14 protein-coding genes and 1 pseudogene are annotated in these 21,089 nt (G+C 70.2%); 9 read left to right on the top strand and 6 right to left on the bottom strand.

The window, feature by feature from the left end; all coding sequences use genetic code 11:
• From AB0J64_RS53740 to AB0J64_RS53730, 3 genes are all read left to right on the top strand, one after another.
• On the top strand, positions 1 to 646 hold a 646-nt coding region (locus tag AB0J64_RS53740; protein WP_364045722.1), incomplete at its 5' end, for a transposase.
• Between the two features lie 430 nt (positions 647 to 1,076).
• Positions 1,077 to 1,847: a polysaccharide deacetylase family protein gene (locus AB0J64_RS53735; protein WP_364045720.1), complete on the top strand. Its 771-nt coding sequence runs from the start codon at positions 1,077 to 1,079 to the stop codon at positions 1,845 to 1,847.
• Between the two features lie 37 nt (positions 1,848 to 1,884).
• The gene (locus tag AB0J64_RS53730) at positions 1,885 to 2,535 is read left to right on the top strand and encodes a DUF2461 domain-containing protein (RefSeq protein ID WP_364045718.1); all 651 of its coding nucleotides are present in this window, start codon (positions 1,885 to 1,887) and stop codon (positions 2,533 to 2,535) included.
• A 210-nt stretch (positions 2,536 to 2,745) separates the two neighbouring features.
• On the opposite strand, the gene AB0J64_RS53725 is transcribed toward AB0J64_RS53730, so the two are convergent.
• From AB0J64_RS53725 to AB0J64_RS53715, 3 genes and pseudogenes are all read right to left on the bottom strand, one after another.
• The gene (locus AB0J64_RS53725) at positions 2,746 to 4,452 is read right to left on the bottom strand and encodes an ABC transporter ATP-binding protein (RefSeq protein WP_364045724.1); all 1,707 of its coding nucleotides are present in this window, start codon (positions 4,450 to 4,452) and stop codon (positions 2,746 to 2,748) included.
• A gap of 84 nt (positions 4,453 to 4,536) precedes the next feature.
• Positions 4,537 to 5,340 (bottom strand): annotated as a pseudogene (locus AB0J64_RS53720) (ABC transporter permease); the annotation flags it as partial.
• Positions 5,337 to 6,317: an ABC transporter permease gene (locus AB0J64_RS53715; protein WP_364045716.1), complete on the bottom strand. Its 981-nt coding sequence runs from the start codon at positions 6,315 to 6,317 to the stop codon at positions 5,337 to 5,339. The pseudogene AB0J64_RS53720 and the gene AB0J64_RS53715, both read right to left, overlap by 4 nt.
• Before the next feature lie 77 nt (positions 6,318 to 6,394).
• On the opposite strand from AB0J64_RS53715, the gene AB0J64_RS53710 reads away from it, so the two are divergent.
• The gene (locus tag AB0J64_RS53710; RefSeq protein WP_364045714.1) at positions 6,395 to 8,071 is read left to right on the top strand and encodes an ABC transporter family substrate-binding protein; all 1,677 of its coding nucleotides are present in this window, start codon (positions 6,395 to 6,397) and stop codon (positions 8,069 to 8,071) included.
• Positions 8,072 to 8,234: 163 nt separating this feature from the next.
• On the opposite strand, the gene AB0J64_RS53705 is transcribed toward AB0J64_RS53710, so the two are convergent.
• Together AB0J64_RS53705 and typA are read right to left on the bottom strand one after the other, a co-directional pair.
• Entirely contained in the window at positions 8,235 to 10,763 is a 2,529-nt protein-coding gene (locus AB0J64_RS53705; RefSeq protein WP_364045712.1) for a hypothetical protein, read from the bottom strand.
• Positions 10,764 to 10,932: 169 nt separating this feature from the next.
• A complete protein-coding gene (gene typA, locus AB0J64_RS53700) occupies positions 10,933 to 12,783 on the bottom strand; it encodes a translational GTPase TypA (RefSeq protein ID WP_364045710.1) in 1,851 nt (616 codons plus the stop codon).
• 237 nt (positions 12,784 to 13,020) lie between these two features.
• Between typA and AB0J64_RS53695 the strand changes: the two genes are divergently transcribed.
• The 5 genes from AB0J64_RS53695 (at position 13,021) to AB0J64_RS53675 (ending at position 20,043) form a co-directional block, all read left to right on the top strand.
• Positions 13,021 to 13,764 carry an AMP-binding protein gene (locus AB0J64_RS53695; protein WP_364045708.1) on the top strand — a complete coding sequence of 248 codons (744 nt, stop codon included), beginning with the start codon at positions 13,021 to 13,023 and terminating at the stop codon, positions 13,762 to 13,764.
• 52 nt (positions 13,765 to 13,816) lie between these two features.
• Positions 13,817 to 16,231: a LuxR C-terminal-related transcriptional regulator gene (locus AB0J64_RS53690; RefSeq protein ID WP_364045706.1), complete on the top strand. Its 2,415-nt coding sequence runs from the start codon at positions 13,817 to 13,819 to the stop codon at positions 16,229 to 16,231.
• 136 nt (positions 16,232 to 16,367) lie between these two features.
• Positions 16,368 to 16,781 (top strand): AMP-binding protein, encoded by a 414-nt coding sequence (locus tag AB0J64_RS53685; RefSeq protein ID WP_364045704.1) that lies wholly within the window; start codon positions 16,368 to 16,370, stop codon positions 16,779 to 16,781.
• Between the two features lie 54 nt (positions 16,782 to 16,835).
• Positions 16,836 to 19,280, top strand: a complete 2,445-nt coding sequence (locus AB0J64_RS53680; RefSeq protein ID WP_364045702.1) for a LuxR C-terminal-related transcriptional regulator — start codon at positions 16,836 to 16,838, stop codon at positions 19,278 to 19,280.
• A gap of 10 nt (positions 19,281 to 19,290) precedes the next feature.
• Positions 19,291 to 20,043: an alpha/beta fold hydrolase gene (locus AB0J64_RS53675; RefSeq protein ID WP_364045700.1), complete on the top strand. Its 753-nt coding sequence runs from the start codon at positions 19,291 to 19,293 to the stop codon at positions 20,041 to 20,043.
• A 190-nt stretch (positions 20,044 to 20,233) separates the two neighbouring features.
• On the opposite strand, the gene AB0J64_RS53670 is transcribed toward AB0J64_RS53675, so the two are convergent.
• On the bottom strand, positions 20,234 to 21,089 hold an 856-nt coding region (locus AB0J64_RS53670; protein ID WP_364045698.1), incomplete at its 5' end, for an aldehyde dehydrogenase family protein.

The raw sequence follows: 21,089 nt of genomic DNA, 5'->3' as shown, positions 1-21,089 counted from the left end.
GCGTTGCCTGGCCCGCACCCAGAAGGGCTCGGCCCGGCGCAAGCACGCCGCCGCGAAGCTGGGCAAGGCGCTGGCGAAGGTGCGGCGTCGCCGCGCTGACTTCGCCGCCAAGACCGCCCACACCTTGGCCACGAGTTTCGAGCTGATCGTGTTCGAGGCCCTGGCGACCAGGAACATGACCGCCGCCGTGGCACCCAAGCCAGACCCCGAGCGGCCGGGCGTGTTCCTGCCCAACGGGGCCGCTAGCAAGTCCGGCCTGAACCGGTCCATCCTGGACAAGGGCTGGCACCGGATCGAGCTGGCCACACACAGCAAGGCCCGCTCCACGGGCACCTGCGTGATCACCGTGAACCCGGCGTACACGAGTCAGACATGCAACGTGTGCACGGTGGTGGATCGGAAGTCCCGCGAGAGCCAAGCGGTCTTCCGGTGTACCTCGTGCGAGTACACCGAACATGCCGACGTGAACGCCGCCAAGAACATCCTCACCGCCGGGAGGGCGGAGTTCGCACAATCCAGGCCGGGTGTGCGGGCTGGGGCGCGCAAACCACGCAACCGTGTGGGCCGGAAGGCGAACCGCCAAGCAACAGCAGCCCAGGCCACCGCGCAGACGGAGCCCGAGCTGGCTGGAATCCCCCGGCTTTAGTGGTGGGGAGCACTTCAAGCCCGTTGCTGGGTACATCCCTGGTGTACGGCGGAACGTCGGCAGGGGGTGGCGTGTGAGTGAGGCCCGAGCGGCGACGGAGAAGCTCCAAGCGGAGCTCCATGGTCTGGGCGTCACCAGCGCGTACGAGGTAGGCGACGGCGGGACCATCTCCGTGTGGATAGGCCTGGTCGTACGGTATAGAGATGGTTTTTACCGTTGGCAGGAAGGACCGGTGAAACGTCGGCATCTGGGTACGGATCCGGTTGGATGTGCCATAAGGGTGGCGCGCCGCTACACGGAACTGCAGGCCGATATCCCACTCTGGTGGGACGACCTGACCAGGGAGCTGCGGGGGAGACCGGTCCAGGATTATCCATGAGCCCCCGCGCGCAGCGTTTCGGGGGGAACCATGCGCGTGTGGGCTTTGCCGTTGGCCCTGCTCGCTCTGGCGCTCTGCGTCACGTACTCGGTGGCGACCCGCCCGCAGGCCTGGACGCCGCCCGCGCCTCTCAGGCCGGCGGTCGTCGCCCCCGAGGTGCTGGCCAAGCGGCTGGTCTCGATGCAGGCCGGCTGGCCGCGCAGCCGCAAGTTCGACTGCTCGAAGCTGAAGTGCGTGGCCCTGACCTTCGACGACGGGCCGGGCGAGTACACCGGGCGGCTGCTCGACCTGCTGCGCGCGCATGACGTCCGGGCCACGTTCTTCGTCGTCGGGCAGATGGTGGAGGCCGACAAGGGCGGCCGCCTCACGCGCCGCATCGTGGAGGAGGGCCACGAGATCGGCAACCACTCGTGGAGCCATCCGGCGCTCGCCGGACTGCCCCGCGAGCAGATCGAACGGCAGCTCAAACGCACCGACGACCTCGTGGAGAAGCTGACCGGGGTGCGGATGCGGGTGATGCGGCCGCCGTACGGGTCGACGAACGAGCGCGTGGTGGCCGAGCTGCGCCGCGAGGGGCTGGCGGAGATCCTCTGGAGCGTGGACACGCTCGACTGGCTGAACCGCGTGCCCTCCGTCGTGGCCAAGCGGGCCGGCGCCGCCAAACCCGGCTCGATCGTCCTCATGCACGACATCCACCGGAGCACCGTGGAGGCCGTGCCCACCATACTCGCCACCCTTCAGAAGAAGGGCTACACGTTCGTCACGGTCTCCGAGCTGTACGGCAGGACGCCCTCGGCCGGGCGGACGTACAGCGAGCGCTGAGGTCCGTCGTGCCTGCGAGGCGTGGCACCCTGGTGACATGGGTTTCAGCGGCTTCCCGGACGAGGCGTTCCTGTTCTACGAGGGGCTCGAGGCGGACAACTCGAAGACCTACTTCACGCGGCACAAGCACCTCTATGAGGAGGCGGTGCGGGAGCCGATGCTGGCGCTCACGGAGGAGCTGGCCCCGGAGTTCGGGTCCGCGCAGCTCTTCCGGCCCTATCGGGATGTGCGCTTCTCCAAGGACAAGTCGCCGTACAAGACCCACCAGGGTGCCTTCGTGGACCTGCAGCCGGGGATCGGGTTCTACGTCGAGGTGAGCGCGGCGGGGCTGTTCACGGCGGGCGGCTTCTACACGCAGGCGACCGACCAGGTGGCCCGCTACCGGGCGGCCGTGGACGAGGACCTGTCGGGCAAGCCGCTGGAGTCCCTCACGTCGGCGCTCGTGGCCCAGGGGTACGCGCTGTACGGGGAGCGGCTCAAGACCAAGCCGCGAGGCTTCTCGGAGGACCACCCGCGCATCGAGCTGCTGCGGCACAAGTCGCTCTACGCGGGGATGAGCTTCGAGCCGGAGCCGTGGGTGTCCACGGCGGAGGTGCTCACGCGCGTGAAGGACACGTGGCGCGCGTACGGCCCGCTGGTCGACTGGCTCTGCACCCACGTACGCGGCAGCGAACTCCCACGCCGCTGACCCCTCCTCGGGCCGGTCCCGCGCCGCGGCCGCCGCTCGCTGTCCGATGGCGCTGACCCACCCGCTACCGAGCGCCATGCCGAGGACACCGGCCACCCGGCGCGCGTGCGAGCGGCGTGGTCGCGCGCAGATGGAGATGCGCATTCGCTCTCCCCGCCCTGCGGCGCGCCGAGGGGGCGCCGGGGTGCCGCAGGCGCGAGGAGAGAAGCCTCACACAGCGAAGTGGCAGGCCACGAGATGGCCTGAGCGGCGCTCCTCCTGCGCGGGCGACTCGGTCTCGCACCGCTGCCTGTCCGGCGACGGCAGGCCCGCGTAGACCGGGCAACGGCCGCGGAACGGGCATCCCTGGTGGCGTTCGAAGGGGCTCGGCGGGTCGCCCGGCAGGAGCAGGTGCTCGCGGGCACGCTCGACGGCCGGGTCGGGGATCGGCACGGCCGAGATGAGCGCCCGGGTATAGGGATGCAGGGGTTCGCTCAGCACGGTCGCGGTGTCGCCGGTCTCGACGGTCCTGCCGAGGTACATCACGCTCACCCGATCGGAGATCTGCCTGACCACGGCCAGGTCGTGTGAGACGAACAGGTAGGCCAGCCCCAGCTCGTCGCGGAGCCGGACGAGCAAGTCCAGGATGCCCGCCTGCACGGTCACGTCCAGCGCGGAGACCGGCTCGTCGAGCACGACCAGCTTGGGCCGGGCCGACAGCGCGCGGGCGATGCCGATGCGCTGGCGCTGCCCGCCGGAGAACTCGTGCGGGAACCTGCCGGCGTGCTCGGCCTTCAGCCCTACCTGCTCGAGCAGTTCGGGCACGCTGTCGACGGGCAGCCCCTTGGCGCGCAGCGGCTCGGCGATGATCGCGCCCACGGTCATCCGCGGATCGAGGCTCGACATCGGGTCCTGGAAGACGATCTGCGCGTCCCTGCTGACTCCCGGCATCCTGAGGATCTCGAACAGCGTGGTGGTCTTTCCGGACCCCGACTCGCCGACCAGCCCCAGCGTCTCGCCCGGCCTGACGGTCAGATCCACGCCGTCCACGGCGTAGACGGTCCCGATCCTGCGCTTGAACGCCGACCCGCGCACCAGCGGGAACGTCTTGCGCAAGCCGGTCACCTCGACCAGTGGCGCCTCCCGCGCCGGCGTGCGCGGCTCGACGGCCGCGTCCAGCCGCGGCACCGCCGCCAGCAGTTCCTTGGTGTACGGCTCCCGAGGCCGGGCGAACACCCGCTCCGCCTCGCCCTCCTCCACGACCACGCCCCTGTTCATCACCGCCACCATGTCGGCGATTCCCGCGATCACGCCGAGGTCGTGGCTGATCAGGACCATGGCCGCGCCTGTCTCGCGCTGCGCCCTGCGGAGCAGGTCGAGCACCTGAGCCTGGACCGTGACGTCCAGCGCGGTCGTGGGCTCGTCGGCGAGGATCACGTCAGGGTCGTTGGCGATGGCCATGGCGATCATGGCGCGCTGGCGCATGCCGCCGGAGAACTCGTGCGGGTAGGACTCGGCCCGCTGTTCGGGCTCCGGGATGCCGACCGACCTGAGCAGCTCCACGGCCTTGGCATGGGCCTCCTCCCTGCTCAGGTCCGTGTGGGCGCGTAGCGCCTCGGCGATCTGGACGCCGATGCGGTAGACGGGGGTGAAGGCCGACAACGGATCCTGGAAGACCATGGCGACCCTGGCGCCGCGGACCCGCATGAGGGTGCGGACGTCGGCGCCGATCAGTTCGGTGCCGCCGAGCCGTACCGAACCCTCGACCGTGGCCGTGGCGGGCAGCAGTCCCATCGCGGCCAGGGCCGTCACGGACTTGCCCGAGCCCGACTCGCCCACGATGCCCAGCACCTCGCCGCGGCGCAGATCCCAGCTCACCGAGTCGACGACGACGGCGTCGCCGAAGCGGACCGTGAGATCGCGGACGCTGAGGACCACGTCGTCGGAGGGCGCCTCGGAGCGTGGAAGCGCCGTCACCGTACCCCGCTTGGGACGGGCGGCCTCGCTGGTGGGGTCGAGCGCGTCCCGCAGGCCGTCGCCGACGAGGCTGATCGCCAGCACGAAGACGATGAGCAGGCCCGCGGCGAAGTAGAACATCCACGGGTAGCCGATGGCGGCCTCGGTACCGTCGGCGATCAACGTGCCCAGTGAGACGTCGGGCGGCTGGACGCCGAACCCGAAGTAGGACAGTGCGGTCTCGCTCATCACCGCGCCGCCGACCGCGATCGTGGTGTCGATGATCAGGAACGACGCGACATTGGGCAGGATGTGTCGGGCGATGATCCGAAATTTCGGGACACCCATGAGTTCGGCCGCCCGGACGAAGTCGCGTTCCTTGAGGGAGAGCGTCATCGACCTGACGATCCTGGCGCTGATCATCCATCCGAGGACTCCGAGGAGGAGCGCGAAGACCAGCCAGCCCGATCCTTTCAGCCGCGGCGACACCATCGAGATGATCAGGAATCCGGGGAAGATCAGGAGCAGGTCGATGCAGAAGCGCAGGGCCCGGTCCGTCCAGCCGCCGAGATACCCGGCCGCGGCGCCGGCCAGTGAGGCGAGCACGGTCGAGAACAGGGCCACGACCAGGCCGATGATGAGCGACTTGCGGAGTCCGTACGTGGTCTGCGAGAAGATGTCCTGGCCGATCCTGTTGGTCCCCCACCAGTGCGCCGCCGAGGGAGCCGAACGGATCGACAGGTAGTCGACCTGAGTGGGCGTCCACGGGCTGATCACCGGGCCGAGGAAGCCCAGGAGGAACAGCAGGACGATGACCAGGGCGCCCACCAGGACACCCTTCGACCTGACGAAGCGGCGGAGCGTGATCATGCTTGGCGCACCCGGGGATCGAGGACGGCGAGGAGGACGTCGGCCACGAAGCCCGACAGCAGGATGACGACGGCGGCGAAGAGGTTGACGGCGACCACGGAGTTCAGGTCGTTGCGGCCGACGGCGTTCATGAACCAGTCACCCATGCCGTGCCAGCCGAAGATCCGCTCGGTGAAGGCGGCGCCGGTGAAGATGCCGAGAAACCCGAAGGCGAAGAAGGTGGTCATCGGCACCAGCGCGGTCCGCAGGCCGTGCCTGAGCATGGCCGCCCTCGGATGGATGCCCTTGGCCAGAGCGGTGCGCAGGTAGTCGGAGGCCAGCACGTCGAGCATGGTCGCGCGCTGGTAGCGGCTGTAGGCGGCGATGGCCCCCAGCGCGATCGAGAGGGTGGGCAGCAGCAGGTGCGCGGCCCGGTCACCGAACTGGACGAGGAACCCGCCCTGCAGGTTGGGCGTCTTCTCGCCGGTGAAGTCGATCAGGTGGCCCACGTTGTCGTTCAGCCAGGTGGTGCCGATCTTCAACAGCGTCGCCAAGAGGAACACCGGGGTGGACAGCAGGATGAACGAGATCACCGTGACGGCCCGGTCGGAGAAGCGATACTGCCTGATCGCCCCCCACGCGCCCGCCAGCACGCCCACCACAGTTCCGACCAGCGTACCGAGGAGCAGTAATCGCAGGCTCACCCCGATGCGCCTGCCGAACTCGTCGTTGACCGAGGTGTCGTCGATCGTCCTGCCCAGATCGCCCGTGACGGCATTGCCGGCCCAGGTGCCGAAACGCTGGAGAAAGGGCACCTTGTCGTTGATCCCGAGTTCGGTGAGCTGCGCGTCGACCATTTCCGCGGTCGGCTGGGGGCGCCTGCCCTCGAAATAGGCCCTGGGATTCATGCTCGCCGACGCGAGGGCGTAGGAGATGAAGACCGCTACCAGGAGCAACACGACGTAGTACCCGGCTCGTCTGCCGAGGTAACCCAGCACGAAGATCCTCCCGATGGCACGCTAAGGTTCCCTTACCATACAGTTCAGGTAGGTTTTTGGATAAATTGGAGCTTCCGATGAGGTTAACGCCGTCCATCGTGGTCGCCGCACTCGCCCTGGCGGTCTCCGCCTGCGCGGGTGGGCAGAGCCCTTCCGCCTCGTCCGCGGCCCCCAGCGCCACGCCGCTTGCGGCCGACGCCTCCGGCGTCAACCCGCAGCCGCTGGAGAAGCTGAAGGACGGCGGAGCCCTGCGCATGGCGATCCAGCAGTGGATCACGCAGTACAACAGCAACCAGGTGGACGGCACGCAGGGTGACGCGCAGGCGATCACCGCGCTGGTGGAGCCCACGCTCTTCCTGAACGACGCGAAGGGCGTGCCGCACGCCAACCCCGACTACCTGGTCTCGGCCGCGGTGACCTCGACCTCCCCGCAGGTCATCACCTACAAGCTGAACCCGAAGGCCAGGTGGTCCGACGGCAAGCCACTGTCGTACAAGGACTTCGAGGCGCAGTGGAAGGCCCTCAACGGCAAGGACAAGCGCTTCCTGATCGCCAGCTCGGCCGGCTACGAACTGGTCAGCAAGGTAGAGCAGGGGGCCGACGCCACCGAGGTGAAGGTGACGTTCGCCCAGCCGTTCGCCGACTGGCAGTCGCTGTTCAAGGTGCTCTTCCCGGCGGCCGAGTACGACACCCCCGAGAAGTTCAACAAGCACTGGATCGAGAAGGTGCCGATCACCAGCGCCGCATGGAAGATCGGCAACTACGACAAGACCGCGCAGACGATCACCGCGGTGCGGGACTCCAACTGGTGGGGCACCCCACCCAAGCTCGACACGATCGTCTTCCGCGCCCTCGACCCGGCCGCCCAACTCGACGCCTACCTCAACAAGGAGATCGACTACACCAGCGCCGTCCGTACCGAGGCCTATGAGCGGGTCAAGAACGACCCCACCACCGACATCCGCGTCGGCGCCCGCTGGGACGAGGTCATCGTCCTCCTGAACGGCGGCCGCGGCCCGCTGGCCGACCAGAAGGTCCGCAACGCGGTCGAGAAGGCCATCGACCGGCAGGCCATCGCCACGGTATCGCTGAAGGGCCTGCCCGTGGATCCCAAGCCCGTCGGCAACCACTTCTTCATGCCGAACCAGGAGGGCTACCAGGACACCTCCGCCGAATGGGGCAAGCTCGACGTCGAGGGCGCGAAGAAGCTGCTCACGGACGCCGGATGGGCCGACGGCAACCCGCGCGCCAAGGACGGCCAGCCGCTCAAGCTGTCCTTCGTCATCTCGGCCGAGGCCACCCAGCAGCAGATCGACCAGGCCACGCTGATGCAGCAGATGCTCGGCCAGGTGGGCATCCAGCTCACGATCGAGAAGGTGCCCGGCAACGACTATTTCGAGAAGTACGTCAACCGCGGCAACTTCGACCTGGTCTCCTTCCGCAACGTGGACCTGATCTACCTGTCGGAGGCCTACGCGCAGTACCAGGCGCCCGACGGCGACAACGTCTTCCAGAACTATGGCCGGGTAAGCTCGCCCGAACTGGTGGACCTGCTGAAGAAGGCCCAGATCACCACCGACAGGGCCGAAGCCGTCAAGCTGTACAACCAGGCCGACGCGCTCGTCTGGTCACTTGGGCACTCGATCGCGCTCTACCAGCGCCCGCAGATCCTCGCGGTACGTAAGGGCCTGGCCAACTTCGGCGCCGGGGGCCTGTCCTCCGACGACTTCAACAAGGCCGGCTGGGTGAAGTAGGCTGCGCGCGCCGTGATGGGCGGGTCTCGTGCCGGTCGTGGTTGCCTGGCCGGGTCGGCGGGGCATGGTGCGGTGATGTTCGGCGCAACGCGGTCGGTGGCCGTCCCGTGTCACGGGCCGCGGGGCACGAGCGGTGTCGGCCGGTGGGCGGGGACGCCAGGTGTCACCGAGGGGCGGTGGTGGTGACCTGGTCGCCCTTGAGTATGCGGTCCACGGTCTGCCCGGCCACCGAGGTCGCCACCGTCGTGCCCGCCGCCAGGACGATGGCCAGCGTGGGCGCCGCCAGGCTGCGGATGCTGCGCACGTTGCGTACCCGCGCCCAGGGCTCCCCGGCCAGGTGCATGATGCGCCACTCCCAGAACAGCCCCAGCCCGATGCAGACCACCGTCACCTGCCCCACCACGATCCCCACGACCTGCACCTTGTCGAAGACCCCGATGTCCGGCTCCACCAGCGTCGAGAGATAGCCCGACAGCTCGGTCAGCAGCGCCGCCGCCGTCAGGTGCAGGGCCTTGGTCATCGGCTGGGTGCCGCGCACGCGCGGGTAGAAGTAACCGAACAGGAATCCGAACGCGGGCAGGGTGATCAGGTAGCGCCCGTCGAAGACGAAGCTGGTCAGGTCCACGCCCTCCGGCCACCCGTACACGACTGCGAAGGGCAGGCTCAGCAGCAGGCTCACCGTGAAGGCGTGCACGCCGTTGAACCAGGGCGTGCACCCGGCGGCGGTGGCGAAGGCGGTCTCCGGGTGGCGACCGTGCCGGCGCAGCGCCTCCTCCAGGGCGTCCCGCCGCTGGTCGAAGTCGGCCATCGACATCTCGCCCGAGCCGATCCTGCCCCGTCCGACGCGGTACAGCTCCTGCTCGGCGACGAGCAGCAGCCGCTTGTGCAAGGCCGTCCTGACGAGCTGCCGGTGCTCCTCCTGCGAGGAGGGCTCGGTGAGGGCCAGGCGCGGCCCCGCGAGCAGCCAGCGCGCGGTCGCCCAGGCCACGATCGAGGTGATCGCGAGCAGCGGCAGCGGTACGTCGATGTCGGCCAGCGTCGTGCTGCCGCCGGGCGTGATGTACAGCACCATCAGTACGGCGATCATGGTCGACTCGGTGACCGGGCTGTCGATCGCGGAGAGCTGCCTGCCGAGCCGCCAGAGCCGCAGCACCAGCATCAGGAATCCCAGCAGCAGCAGCCCCAGCACGCCGCGCACCAGAGGGGTGAGGGCGAGGCTGCCGATCATGGGCTCCGTCCGGGGCACCGCCAGGCTCCACGACCCCGAGTCCAGCCACTCGGTGGGCCAGTCCTGCACGAGCAGGCTCACGATCACGGCGCCGACCACCGCGCCGCGCGTCCACTGCCTGGTCGCCACGGCGATGGCGGCGACCGGGATCATGGCCCAGCCCAGCGCCAGGACCAGCCGGACGCTGTCGGGCGGGTACACCCCGGTCGGCAGCGCCCGCAGCCACAGCGCCAGCGCGAGTGCCCCGATCGCGGCCTCGGCCGCCCACACGGCCAGCCGTACGATCACCGACCGGACCCCCAGGTCCACGCTGAACGCCACCGCTGACCCCGCCGCCGCCAGCGCCGCCACCGCCCCTCCGATCAGCAGGACCTGGCCGGACAGCTGGCCGTGCAGCCACGACCAGACCAGCATGCCGAGCCCGACCACCACGCCCAGCCCGGTCGTGACCAGCAGGTCGCGCGTGTTCCACGGGGGGCTGGTGGGCAGCACCCGTCCGGCGTGCCGCAGCGCGAGCGCGGGCACCGCGACGAAGAGCACCACGTACGTGACCGCCGACCAGTCCTCGGCGACCAGTGGGATCAGCAGGGTGGGGGCGGCCAGCGCGAGGCCGACGACCAGCTCCCTGTTGGGCGGGCGCTCCCACCACCCGCGCCCCAGCGAGCGTGCCAGGAAGACGACCAGCGCGAGCGCGGTGAGCACGCCGAGCGCGGTGGCCCACGAGAAGTCGTCCTCCAGGGCCACGTCGGCGAACCCGTACGAGTCGGGCGCCAGCGTCATGCTCACCGGGTACGATCCGACGCCGAACTCCACCCGCTCCTCGTGCTCACGGTCCGGGGTGATCCCCGCCAGCCGCAGCACCGTCCACTCGCCGGGCAGCACCGCGATCGAGCGCGAGGTGACGATCACGGGTGTCGCGTTGGGGGCGTTGAAGTCCAGCGTCAGCAGGTCGCTCCGCTTGACCTGCCGCAGCAGCGTCACCGTGAACCGGGCCGTGGTGCCCGAGGAGTCCGTGTCGAGGATCGGCGCCAGGCGCGTCGTGGGCGCCAGCCCGGGCCCGTCCACCTTGATCGCGCCGAATGCGGCGTCGGTGACCTGCTGGAGCGTGCCGGGGAACCCGGTGCCCTGGCGCAGCGCGCCGATGAGCGGATCCTTGGGCGCCATCGTGAGCCGGTGGACGACGGTCACCTTGACCTGCCGCTGGCGGGGGTCGATGCGCCCATCGGGCACCGGATCCAGGTCGGCCTCGGCCGCCCTGGCGACCGTCACCTCGGTGGCGGCCTTACGCGCCCAGCCCACCCGGGGGTCGGCGCGGGCGGCGGCCGCCACCCACGGGTTGGGCGCCGCGGTGCTCTTGGGCACCTCGGGCCCCGCCACCGGTCTGGCTGCGACGGTGCACCAAACGATCGCCCCCAACGACACCAGAGCCAGCCCGAACGCCATCGCCATCCGGAGCCTTCCCACAATTTGGATGATTCTCCGGAATACGAGAATGTTCTATGTTGTGGGGTCACGGTGTTATTACATCTGCTTCCCCGGGCCTTTTTCCTTTACCCGGGGGCAGCTGCATCGTCCGTGGCGAAGCCGGATGCTGACCGGCTTTACTTACAGCCGAATGAACGGCCGGAAAAGCTCAGCCGCGCTTGGCGCGGGCCGCTGCGCGACCGCGCGTGGCGGCGTCGAGCACGACCTTGCGGATGCGCACGTGCTCCGGAGTGATCTCCACGCATTCGTCCTCGCGGATGAACTCCAGCGCCTGCTCCAGCGAAAGGACGCGCGGCGGGATCACCTTCTCGGTCTCCTCGCTGGTGGAGGAGCGCATGTTGGTGAGCTTCTTCTCCTTGGTGATGTTCACGTCCATGTCGTCGGACCGCGAGTTCTCGCCGATGATCATGCCTTCGTAGACCTCGGTCGTCGGCGAGACGAACAGGGTGCCGCGCTCCTGCAGGTTGAGCATCGCGAACGCGGTCACGGGGCCGGACCTGTCGGCCACCAGGGAGCCGTTGTTGCGGGTGCGCAGCTCGCCGAACCACGGCTCGTAGGAGTCGAACACGTGGTGCACCAGGCCGGTGCCGCGGGTCTCGGTGAGGAACTCCGTACGGAAGCCGATCAGGCCGCGCGCCGGCACCACGAACTCCATCCGGATCCAGCCGGTGCCGTGGTTGGTCATGTGCTCCATGCGGCCCTTGCGCACGGCCAGGAGCTGGGTGACCGCGCCGAGGTATTCCTCCGGGCAGTCGACAGTGAGGCGCTCGACCGGCTCGTGCACCTTGCCGTCGATGGTCTTGGTGACGACCTGCGGCTTGCCGACGGTCAGCTCGTAGCCCTCGCGGCGCATCTGCTCGACCAGGATGGCCAGCGCCAGCTCGCCGCGGCCCTGCACCTCCCAGGAGTCGGGCCGGTCGGTGGGCAGCACGCGCAGCGACACGTTGCCGACCAGCTCCTTGTCGAGGCGGTCCTTCACCATGCGGGCGGTGACCTTCGAGCCCTTGACCTTGCCGACCAGGGGCGAGGTGTTGGTGCCGATGGTCATCGAGATGGCCGGCTCGTCCACCGTGATCAGCGGCAGCGGGCGCGGGTCCTCGGGGTCGGCGAGCGTCTCACCGATCATGATGTCGGGGATGCCGGCGATGGCGATGATGTCGCCGGGGCCCGCCTGCTCGGCCGGCTTGCGCTCCAGGGCCTCGGTCATGAGCAGCTCGGTCACCTTGACGCGCTGGATCGTGCCGTCGGTGCGGCACCAGGCCACCTGCTGGCCCTTGCGCATGACGCCCTGGTGGATCCGGCACAGGGCGATGCGGCCCAGGTAGGAGGAGGCGTCGAGGTTGGTGACGTGGGCCTGGAGCGGCGCGCTCGGGTCGTACGTCGGCGCGGGGATGGTCGACTTGATGATGTCGAACAGCGGCTCGAGGTCCGGCGAGTCGGGCATGCCGCCGTCCTCGGGGCGCTCCATGGAGGCCCGTCCCGCCTTGGCGGAGGCGTACACGATCGGGAAGTCGATCTGCTCCTCCGTGGCGTCGAGGTCCATGAACAGCTCGTAGACCTCGTCCACGACGTCCTTGATGCGGGCGTCCGGGCGGTCGACCTTGTTGATGCAGAGGATGACCGGCATCTTGGCGGCCAGGGCCTTGCGCAGCACGAAGCGGGTCTGCGGCAGCGGCCCCTCGGAGGCGTCGACCAGCAGCACGACGCCGTCGACCATCGACAGGCCGCGCTCGACCTCGCCGCCGAAGTCGGCGTGGCCGGGCGTGTCGATGATGTTGATGGTCATGCCGCCGTGCCTGACCGCGGTGTTCTTCGCGAGAATGGTGATGCCCTTCTCGCGCTCGAGGTCGTTCGAGTCCATGACGCGGTCGTCGACGTCCTGGTTCGCGCGGAAGGCCCCGGACTGCCAGAGCATGGCGTCGACCAACGTGGTCTTGCCATGGTCGACGTGCGCGATGATCGCGATGTTCCGCAGGTCGTCGCGGCTGTTCAAAGGCATGATGACGTCTCGCTCTATGTGAGGTGGGGTCGGCCGCGCGAAGTCGCGACCACATAAGTCTAGTTGATCCCCCCAGATGCCAGCGCGACCCGGGGAAACTCCATCAGGGGGCGACGGCGCGCGTGAGGGCGGCCCTACATACTCGGGATCGACCGTACGCGTGGCAAACCTCACGTACATAGCGGGTTGCACAATTGTGCGCATGGCAAGCGCCGCCCGCGTCCTTAGATTGACGGCATGACGTGGACAGAGCTGGTTATGGCCGCGGCGCCGACGCGGGGGGATCAGCCGGCGGTGAGCGATGTCAGGACCGGCGAGGTGCTGTCCTACTCCGCGTTCGTCAGACGCGTCACCCGTGCCGCGGCGGGCCTGAGCCGCCAGGGCCTGCGTTTCGGCGACCACGTCCTCGTCAACGTCCCGCTCGGCGCGACGCTGCCCGTCGCGGTCCACGCCGTGGCCTGGGCGGGCGGGGTCGCGGTGCTCGCGGCCTCGGGTGCGGCGCGTTTCATGATCACACAGAGTCACTACGACTCCACCGTGGCGAAGGTCGAGCAGGTCTACTCGTTCCAGCCGGCGCCGGGGGCGAAGCCGTTCAGCGAGTTGATCGGCGACCGCACCCTCGAGTTCGGCCCGCTGGCGGGCCCCGCGATCATCGTCGACGGCGTGCGGACGTTCCGCCACGACGCGCTGGCGAGCGACCTGCGCAAGCTCGCCTCCCGGCTGGTCATCGACAAGGACGACGTGGTGATCAGCGCGGTGAGCGAGCCGTTCAGGGGCCTCAGGCTGGTCGATCTGGCGATGACGGCGGGCGCCCATGTCATCGTCGCCCACGAGCCGAGCGTGGTCGGGTGCCGCGTGCTGGCCGCCGAGCGCCGGGCCACCATGGTCGTCGCACCGTACGACGTCGCCAAACGGCTGCTCGGTGACCCCATTCTGCGTGTCGTCGACGAAAGGGCGATCGTCAGCTCGCTTGGGCTGTGAAAAGTGCGACACTGTGGGAGAGTGTGATCCTTCAGCGACGCAGGGTGACCACATGCCAGAGCCCCCCAGGCACAACCTCCCCGCTGAGCCCAACCGGTTCGTGGGTCGCGAGCGCGATCTCGACGACCTGCGCGGGCTGTTCGGCGAGACCCGCGTGGTCACGCTGTGCGGCGTCGGAGGCATCGGCAAGACCCGGCTGGCGCTGCGCGTCGCCGCGGGGCTCGTGCCCGCCTACCCCGACGGCGTCTGGCTGGTCGAGCTGGCCAGGGTGCGCCGCCCGGAGCTGGTCGACCAGGAGGTCGGCCGCGTGCTCGGCGTGTGCGAGGAGGCGGGCCGCCCCGTCTTCGCCACCGTGACCGACCGGCTGCGCGACCTGCACTGCCTGCTGCTCCTCGACAACTGTGAGCATCTCATCGACAGGTGCGCCGAGGTGAGCGCGGGGCTGATCGCGGCCTGCCCGCGGCTGAGCATCCTGGCCACCAGCCGGGAGCCGCTGCGCATCGCCAGCGAGCTGATCTGGCGGGTGCCGCCGCTCGACCTGCCCGACATGGGCGCTCCCGACGCCGAGTCCGTGCAGCTCTTCATGGACCGGGCCACGGCCGCCGGCACCAGGCTGGGCCCCGACAGCCTGGCCGACGTGGTGCGCCTGTGCCAGGCGCTCGACGGACTTCCGCTCGCGCTGGAGTTGGCCGCGGCCCGTACGAGCCTGCTCAGCCCCGGGCAGATCGCCGACCGCATCGACGACCGGTTCTCGCTGCTCACCACCGGCGGCCGCACCGCTCCCGCCCGGCAGCGCACGCTGCTGGCCGCCGTCGAATGGAGCTACGACCTGCTGTCCGAGAAGGAGCAGGTGCTGCTGCGCAGGCTGTCGGTGTTCCCCGGCGACTTCGACCTCGACCTCGCCGAGCAGATCTGCGCGGCGCAGCCGATCTCCGAGGGGGAGATCGTCGATCTGCTCGGCGGGCTGGTCGACAAGTCCCTCGTCCTCTGCGACGAGAGCCGCAGGCGCTACTGGCTCCTCGAGACCATCAGGCGGTACGCGGTCGAGCGCCTCCAGCAGGCCGGCGAGCGCGAGGTCCTGCGCGAACGCCACCTCCACGTGCTCTGCGAGCTGCAGGAGCGCCACTTCATGACCGAGATGGTCGAGCAGGGCGTGCCGTGGGCGCGCCGGCTCGAGGCGCTGACCATGAGCAAGAGCCTGGTCGACGACCAGCGGGTGGCGCTCGACTGGGCGGCCGAGTCCGGCGACGTGCAGTTCGGCCTGCGCGTGTGCGCCGCCAGCACGGGCCTGCTGCCCATCTGCGGCAACCTGACGGAGATCGTCACCTGGGTTGAGCGGTTCCTCTCGCTCGACCTGACCGACGTGCCGCCCGAGCAGATCGCGCAGGCCAAGGCGTACCTCGCCTATGGCCTGGAGGCCAGGGACGAGCTGAGCCGCGCCCTGGAGCTGGCGGAGGAGAGCCTGACCGGGCTCTCCTTGGCGAACGCTTACCCCCGCTCCGTCATGCACAGCCTCATCGTGGTCATCCTGCTGCGTATGGGCAGGCCCGAGGAGGCGGTGTGCCACGCGGAGGAGGGCCTGGCCCTGGCCACCCGCGCGGGCGACGCGTGGAACCAGGCGGCGGGGCTGTCCGGGCTGTCGGCGGTGGCCCTGACCCGCGGCCGGCTGCGCGAGGCGCAGCGGCTCGGCGAGGAGGCGCTCGCGCGCGCCCGTGAGCACGGCCATCGCTGGATCATGGCCAGGACCGCGACCCAGCTCGGCGCGGTGGCCGAGTTCCGCGGCGACCTGGTGACCGCCAAGGCCCAGTACGAGATGGCCGTCCCCTGGCTGCGCGAGCTGGGCAGCGACCTCGATCTGTCGCGCTGTCTGGCCAGGATGGGCAGGGTGGCGGCGCTGCTGCGCGAGTTCGCCACCGCGCGCGAGTGCCTGGGCGCCAGCCTCGCCCTGGGCAGGGAGACCGGGCAGCGGCAGAGCGTGGCCCGCAGCCTGGTGGGGCTGTCCGTGCTGGCGGAGTGCGAAGGCGATCTGGAGGCCGCCGTGCTGGCCGCCGCGGCGGCGGCCACGCTGCGCGAGTCGATCGGGCAGCAGTCGTCCACGATCAGGATCGAGGAGCTGCTCGGCCGGGCCCGCACCAAGCTGGGCGACGGGCGCACGGCCTCGCTGTGGTCGCGGGGGCGGGCGATGAGCCCGGACGACGTCGCCCGCCGCGTGCTGGAGGGCGAGCGGGTGACGCAGAAGCTGCCCGTGGTGGCCGAGCCGGTCAAACACTCGCTGCTGACCGCCCGTGAGCAGGAGATCGCCAACCTGCTCACCCGTGGGCTGTCCAACCGGGCCATCGCGGCCGAACTGGTGATCAGCCCCGCCACGGTCGCCCGCCACATCGCCAACATCATGGAGAAGCTCGGCTACACCTCGCGGGCGCAGATCGCGGTGTGGGCCGCCAAGCGCCCCGCTCCTCCCGCCTGAGGCGTGCGCGGCGGGTGTGTAGGCGGTGCTCACGGAGGGTATGTGAAGGGCCCCGCGGCGGTGGCGGAGCTTCTGCATAAGGATCTGCATATTCCGCCCCATGTATGCACGAGACCCCCTCCCTACCGTGGGCCACATGGAGGAGCGGATCGTCATGGTGGACTCGGGCACGGGCCTGAAGCTCACCGAGGAGCAGCTGGACGAGAGGTCCGCCGTCGCGACCGTCCAGCTGCGGCGCAGAGGCGTACGCGAGGGTGACACCGTGCTCATCTGCCTGCCCCTCGGCTGTGACCTGATGGTGGCGGCGGCCGCGGTGATCGCCGCGGGAGGCGTCATCTGCCCGCTGCCCGCGGAGCTCGACGCGGTCGCCCTCAGGGACCGCATGCGGGCGAGCGGCGCCCGGGTGATGATCTCCGACGTCCCGCAGGCGCTCGACGCGGCGGACGAATCACCCGTAAGGATCATCATGAGCGTCGCCGACCTCGGCGCCCTACATTCGTATCCGGTCAGTCGCGAACTCTGCACGGAAAGTGATCCCATCGGGCACTGAAGCGGTGGAGACTATGCACCGGATGTGATCCTCCCGCTACCACTTGGGCCCCACATGACCGCGCAAGTCCTGCACAATCTCCCCGCCGAGCCCAACCGTTTCGTCGGACGCGCCCGCGACCTGGCCGAGCTGGCGGCGCTGGTCCACGAAGAACGCGTCGTCACGCTGAGTGGCGTCGGCGGCATCGGCAAGACCCGCCTGGCCCTGCGCGTGGCGGCGCAGCAGGCGCACCGCTTCGCCGACGGCGTGTGGCTGGTGGAGCTGGCCCGCATCGGCAACCCCGCGCTGCTCGTCAACGAGCTGGCCGAGGTGCTCGGCGTACGCGACGAGGTGCCCGGACGGCTGCTCGACGGCCTGCGCACGCGCCTGCGCGGCGCCGACGCCCTGATCGTGCTGGACAACTGCGAGCACCTGGTCGACCGCTGCGCCGAGCTGGTGGCCGACCTGATCGCCGAGTGCCCGCGGCTGCGGTTCCTGCTCACCAGCCGCGAGCCGCTGCACATCCCCGGCGAGCTGATCTGGCGGGTGCCGCCGCTGGAACTGCCGGACGAGCGGCATCCCGAGGCGGAGTCGGTGCTGCTGTTCGTGGAGCGGGCGCACGCGGCCGGCGCGCGCGGGGTGACCGGCTGCATGGGCGACGTCGTACGCCTGTGCCACGCGCTCGACGGCCTGCCGCTCGCGCTGGAGCTGGCGGCGGCCCGCACCAGCCTGCTGGGCCCCGGCCGCATCGCCGACCGCATCGCCGACCGCAAGGGCGACCGCTTCAGCCTGCTCACCACCGGCGACCGCACGGCCCCCGCCAGGCAGCGCACGCTCCTGGCCACCGTCGACTGGAGCCACGAGCTGCTCCTGCCCAAGGAGCGCGTGCTGCTGCGCCGGCTGTCGGTCTTCGCCGGACTGTTCGACCTGGGCCTGGCGGAGCAGGTGTGCGCCGACGGCGGCATCGTGCGCAGGGCGGACGTGCTCGACCTGCTCGGCGGCCTGGTCGACAAGTCGCTCGTGCTCCACCACGCCCCCGGCAGCTACCGCCTGCTGGAGACCATCAAGCAGTACGCGGCCGAGCGCCTGGACGAGGCCGGGGAGTGCGAGCGCCTGCGCGACAGGCACCTGAAGGTGATCTGCGAGGAGTTGGAGCGCGGCTACGCGGCGGCCTCGTACGACCGCAGGAAGCCGTGGCAGGAGCGGTTCGCGCACTTCACCAAGGGCCGCGCCCTCCTCGACGACGCCAGGCACGCGGTGGACCGGGCGGTGGAGAGCCGCGACCCGGTGCTCGGGCTGCGCCTCGCCCGGGTGTCGCTGGCGATGCTGATCGTCCGCGGCGACCTGGGCGAGAGCATCGCCTGGCACGAGCAGCTGCTCGCGCTCGACCTGTCCGGCGTGCCCGCCGACCTGATCGCGGTGGCCAAGGGCGCGCTGGCGTACGGGCTGGAGCTCGCCGACGAGCTGGCCGGGGCGGAGGAGCTCATCGTGCAGAGTGTCGAGGAGCAGAAGCGCCACCCGTACACGCACTGGCTGGGCATGGCGTACGGCGTGGCGCTGAGCGTGTTCTTCCGCACCGGGCAGAGCGAGAAGGCACGGCGTTACCTCGATGAGCTGGAGGCGGCGGCCACCGCCCACGACGACCTGTTCAATCTGAGCACGGCCAGGATCGCCCAGCTCAATCTGGCGCTCTTCCAAGGACGGCTGCACCAGGCCCAGCGCTACGGCGATGAGGCGCTCGCGCTGGCCAGGGAGGCCGGGCACCACTGGACGGTGGCCAGGGCGCTGACCCATCTCGGCGCGGTGGCCGAGGCGGCGGGTGACCTGGAGACGGCCAGGTCCCACCACGCCGCCGCACTGCCGCTGATCGAGGAGATGGACAACCGCGTCGAGCTGGCCCGCTGCCATGCACAGCTCGGCCGGGTGGCGGCGGGGCTGGGCGACTACGCCGCGGCCAGGAGGCACATCTCCGCCGGTCTTGACCTGAGCAGGAAGATGGGCCAGCGCAGGGGCGTCATGCGCGCGCTCGTGGCGCTGTCCGCCCTGGCGCGGGCCCAGGACGACCTGGAGGGCGCGGTGCTGGCCGGGTCGGCCGCCACCGCGCTGCGCGAGTCCATCGGGCAGTTCGGCACGCCCGGCCGCATCCAGGAGCTGCTGGTGCTCGCCCGCTCGAGGCTCGGGGCCGGGCGGGTGGCGCTGCTCTGGGCCAAGGGCGCGGAGCGGTCGCCCGAGGAGGTGGCCAGGTGGGTGCTCGAGGGCGAGGCCGGGCGCGCCCTCGCTCAGCCGGGCACGCCCGCTCAGGAGGCGGCGCCGTACGGCAGGCTGACCGCGCGGGAGCAGGAGATCGCCGTGCTGCTCGCCCGCGGCCTCAGCAACCGCGGCATCGCCCAGGAACTGGTGATCAGCCGGGCCACCGTGGCCCGGCACATCGCCAACATCATGGAGAAACTGGACTTCGACTCACGGGCGCAGATCGCGGTGTGGGCGGCCGAGCACGGGGTGGACGCGGGGCGAACATAAGCTCATATCCATGTCCTTCGCGCCCAACTACCCCGTCATGCTGCGAACCGCCGACGGGGTCCGCATCGACGCCGCGCACACCCCGTCCACACGTACGGAGCTGGGGATAGTAGTTGCGCACGGGTTCACCGGGTCGTGGCGGGAGCGCAGCGCGCGGCGCATCGTGCACGTGCTGAGCGAGTACGGCGGCGTGGTCGCCTTCGACTTCCGCGGCCACGGGCGCTCCGGCGGCGAGACCACGGTCGGCGACGTGGAGATCCTCGACGTGGAGGCCGCCGTCAGGCACGCCCGCGTGGTCGGCTACTCCAAGATCGCGGTCGTGGGTTTCTCCATGGGCGCGGCGGTGGCCGTACGGCACGCGGCGCTGCACGGGGGCGTGGACGCGGTGGTGGCGGTGAGCGGACCGGCCCGGTGGTACTACCGGGGCACCAAGCCGATGCGGCAGGTCCACTGGGCCATCGAGCGGCCGCTCGGCCGCTGGGCGGCCAGGATGGCCAAGCGCACGCGGATCGCCCGCGGCGAGTGGGACCCGATCCCGATGCCGCCGCACGAGGCCGCCGGGCTCATCTCGCCGACGCCGCTGCTGATCGTGCACGGCGACGCCGACGCGTTCTTCCCGCTCGACCACCCGCACCAGCTCTACGCGGGCGCGCGCGAGCCGAAGGAGCTCTGGATCGAGCCCGGGTACGGGCACGCGGAGTCCGCCGCGACCCCCGGCCTCATCCGCAGAATCGGCAAATGGATTGCATCGAACCTTTCGTGAGTTAAAAGCGTCTATCTAGGACGGAAAGAAGAAAACCGCCGGGAGAAAGTCCCTGGGGAAGGAAACCGCCGAGGCGGTGGACGTGGGACATACTTCCGGTAGCGGGATATGTACCTAGCGTTGCGGGGGCGCGCTGGGTGCACATTTCGCATCAAGGGCCTCGTGGCGTCGTGCCACGAGGCCCTTGAGCTCAGCCGAGCCGCGCGATCGTCTTGTACTCCAGGTAGCCGTTCAGGCCCTCGGGGCCGAGTTCGCGGCCGATGCCGCTGGCCTTGAAGCCGCCGAAGGGCGCGTTGGTCTCCAGCATGAAGCAGTTGACGCCGTACGTGCCGGTGCGGACCTGGCGGGCCACGTCCATGCCGTGCTCGGTGTCGCCCGTCCAGACCGTGCCGGCCAGGCCGTAGTCGCTGTCGTTGGCGATGCGTACGGCGTCCGCCTCGTCCTCGTACGGGATCACGACCAGGACCGGCCCGAAGATCTCCTCGCGGGCGATGCGCATGTCGTTGCTGACGCCGGCGAAGACGGTGGGGGAGACGTACCAGCCGCGGTCGTAGGGCCGGTCGAGGCCGCCGACGACGACCTTGGCGCCCTCCTCCATGCCGATCCTGATGTACCCCTCCACCCGGTCCTGCTGGCGCTTGGCCACCAGCGGGCCGATGCCGGTCGCCGGGTCGGAGGGGTCGCCGACGGGCTGGGAGGTGGTCATGCCGGCGATGGCCTCGACGACCTCGTCGTAGCGGTTGCGCGAGGCCAGGATGCGGGTCTGGGCCACGCAGGCCTGGCCGTTGTTCATGAGCGAGGCCAGAGACAGGAAGCCCATGCTGGCGGCCAGGTCGGCGTCGTCCAGGATGATCGCGGCGGACTTGCCGCCCAACTCCAGGCTGACCCGCTTGAGCTGCTCGCCGCAGATGGCGGCGATGCGCCGGCCGGCGGCCGTCGAGCCGGTGAAGGCCACCTTGTCCGAGCGCCCAGCCGAGGCCCACGACGAGCCCGCCGACGATGGCCACGAGGCCGATGTTGCCGATCTCGAGCATCGCGAGCGCGGC

The organism is Nonomuraea sp. NPDC049695 (assembly GCF_040674955.1).
Taxonomy (GTDB): Bacteria; Actinomycetota; Actinomycetes; order Streptosporangiales; family Streptosporangiaceae; genus Nonomuraea; species Nonomuraea helvata.
This window is presented reverse-complemented; position numbering and strand designations above follow the sequence as displayed.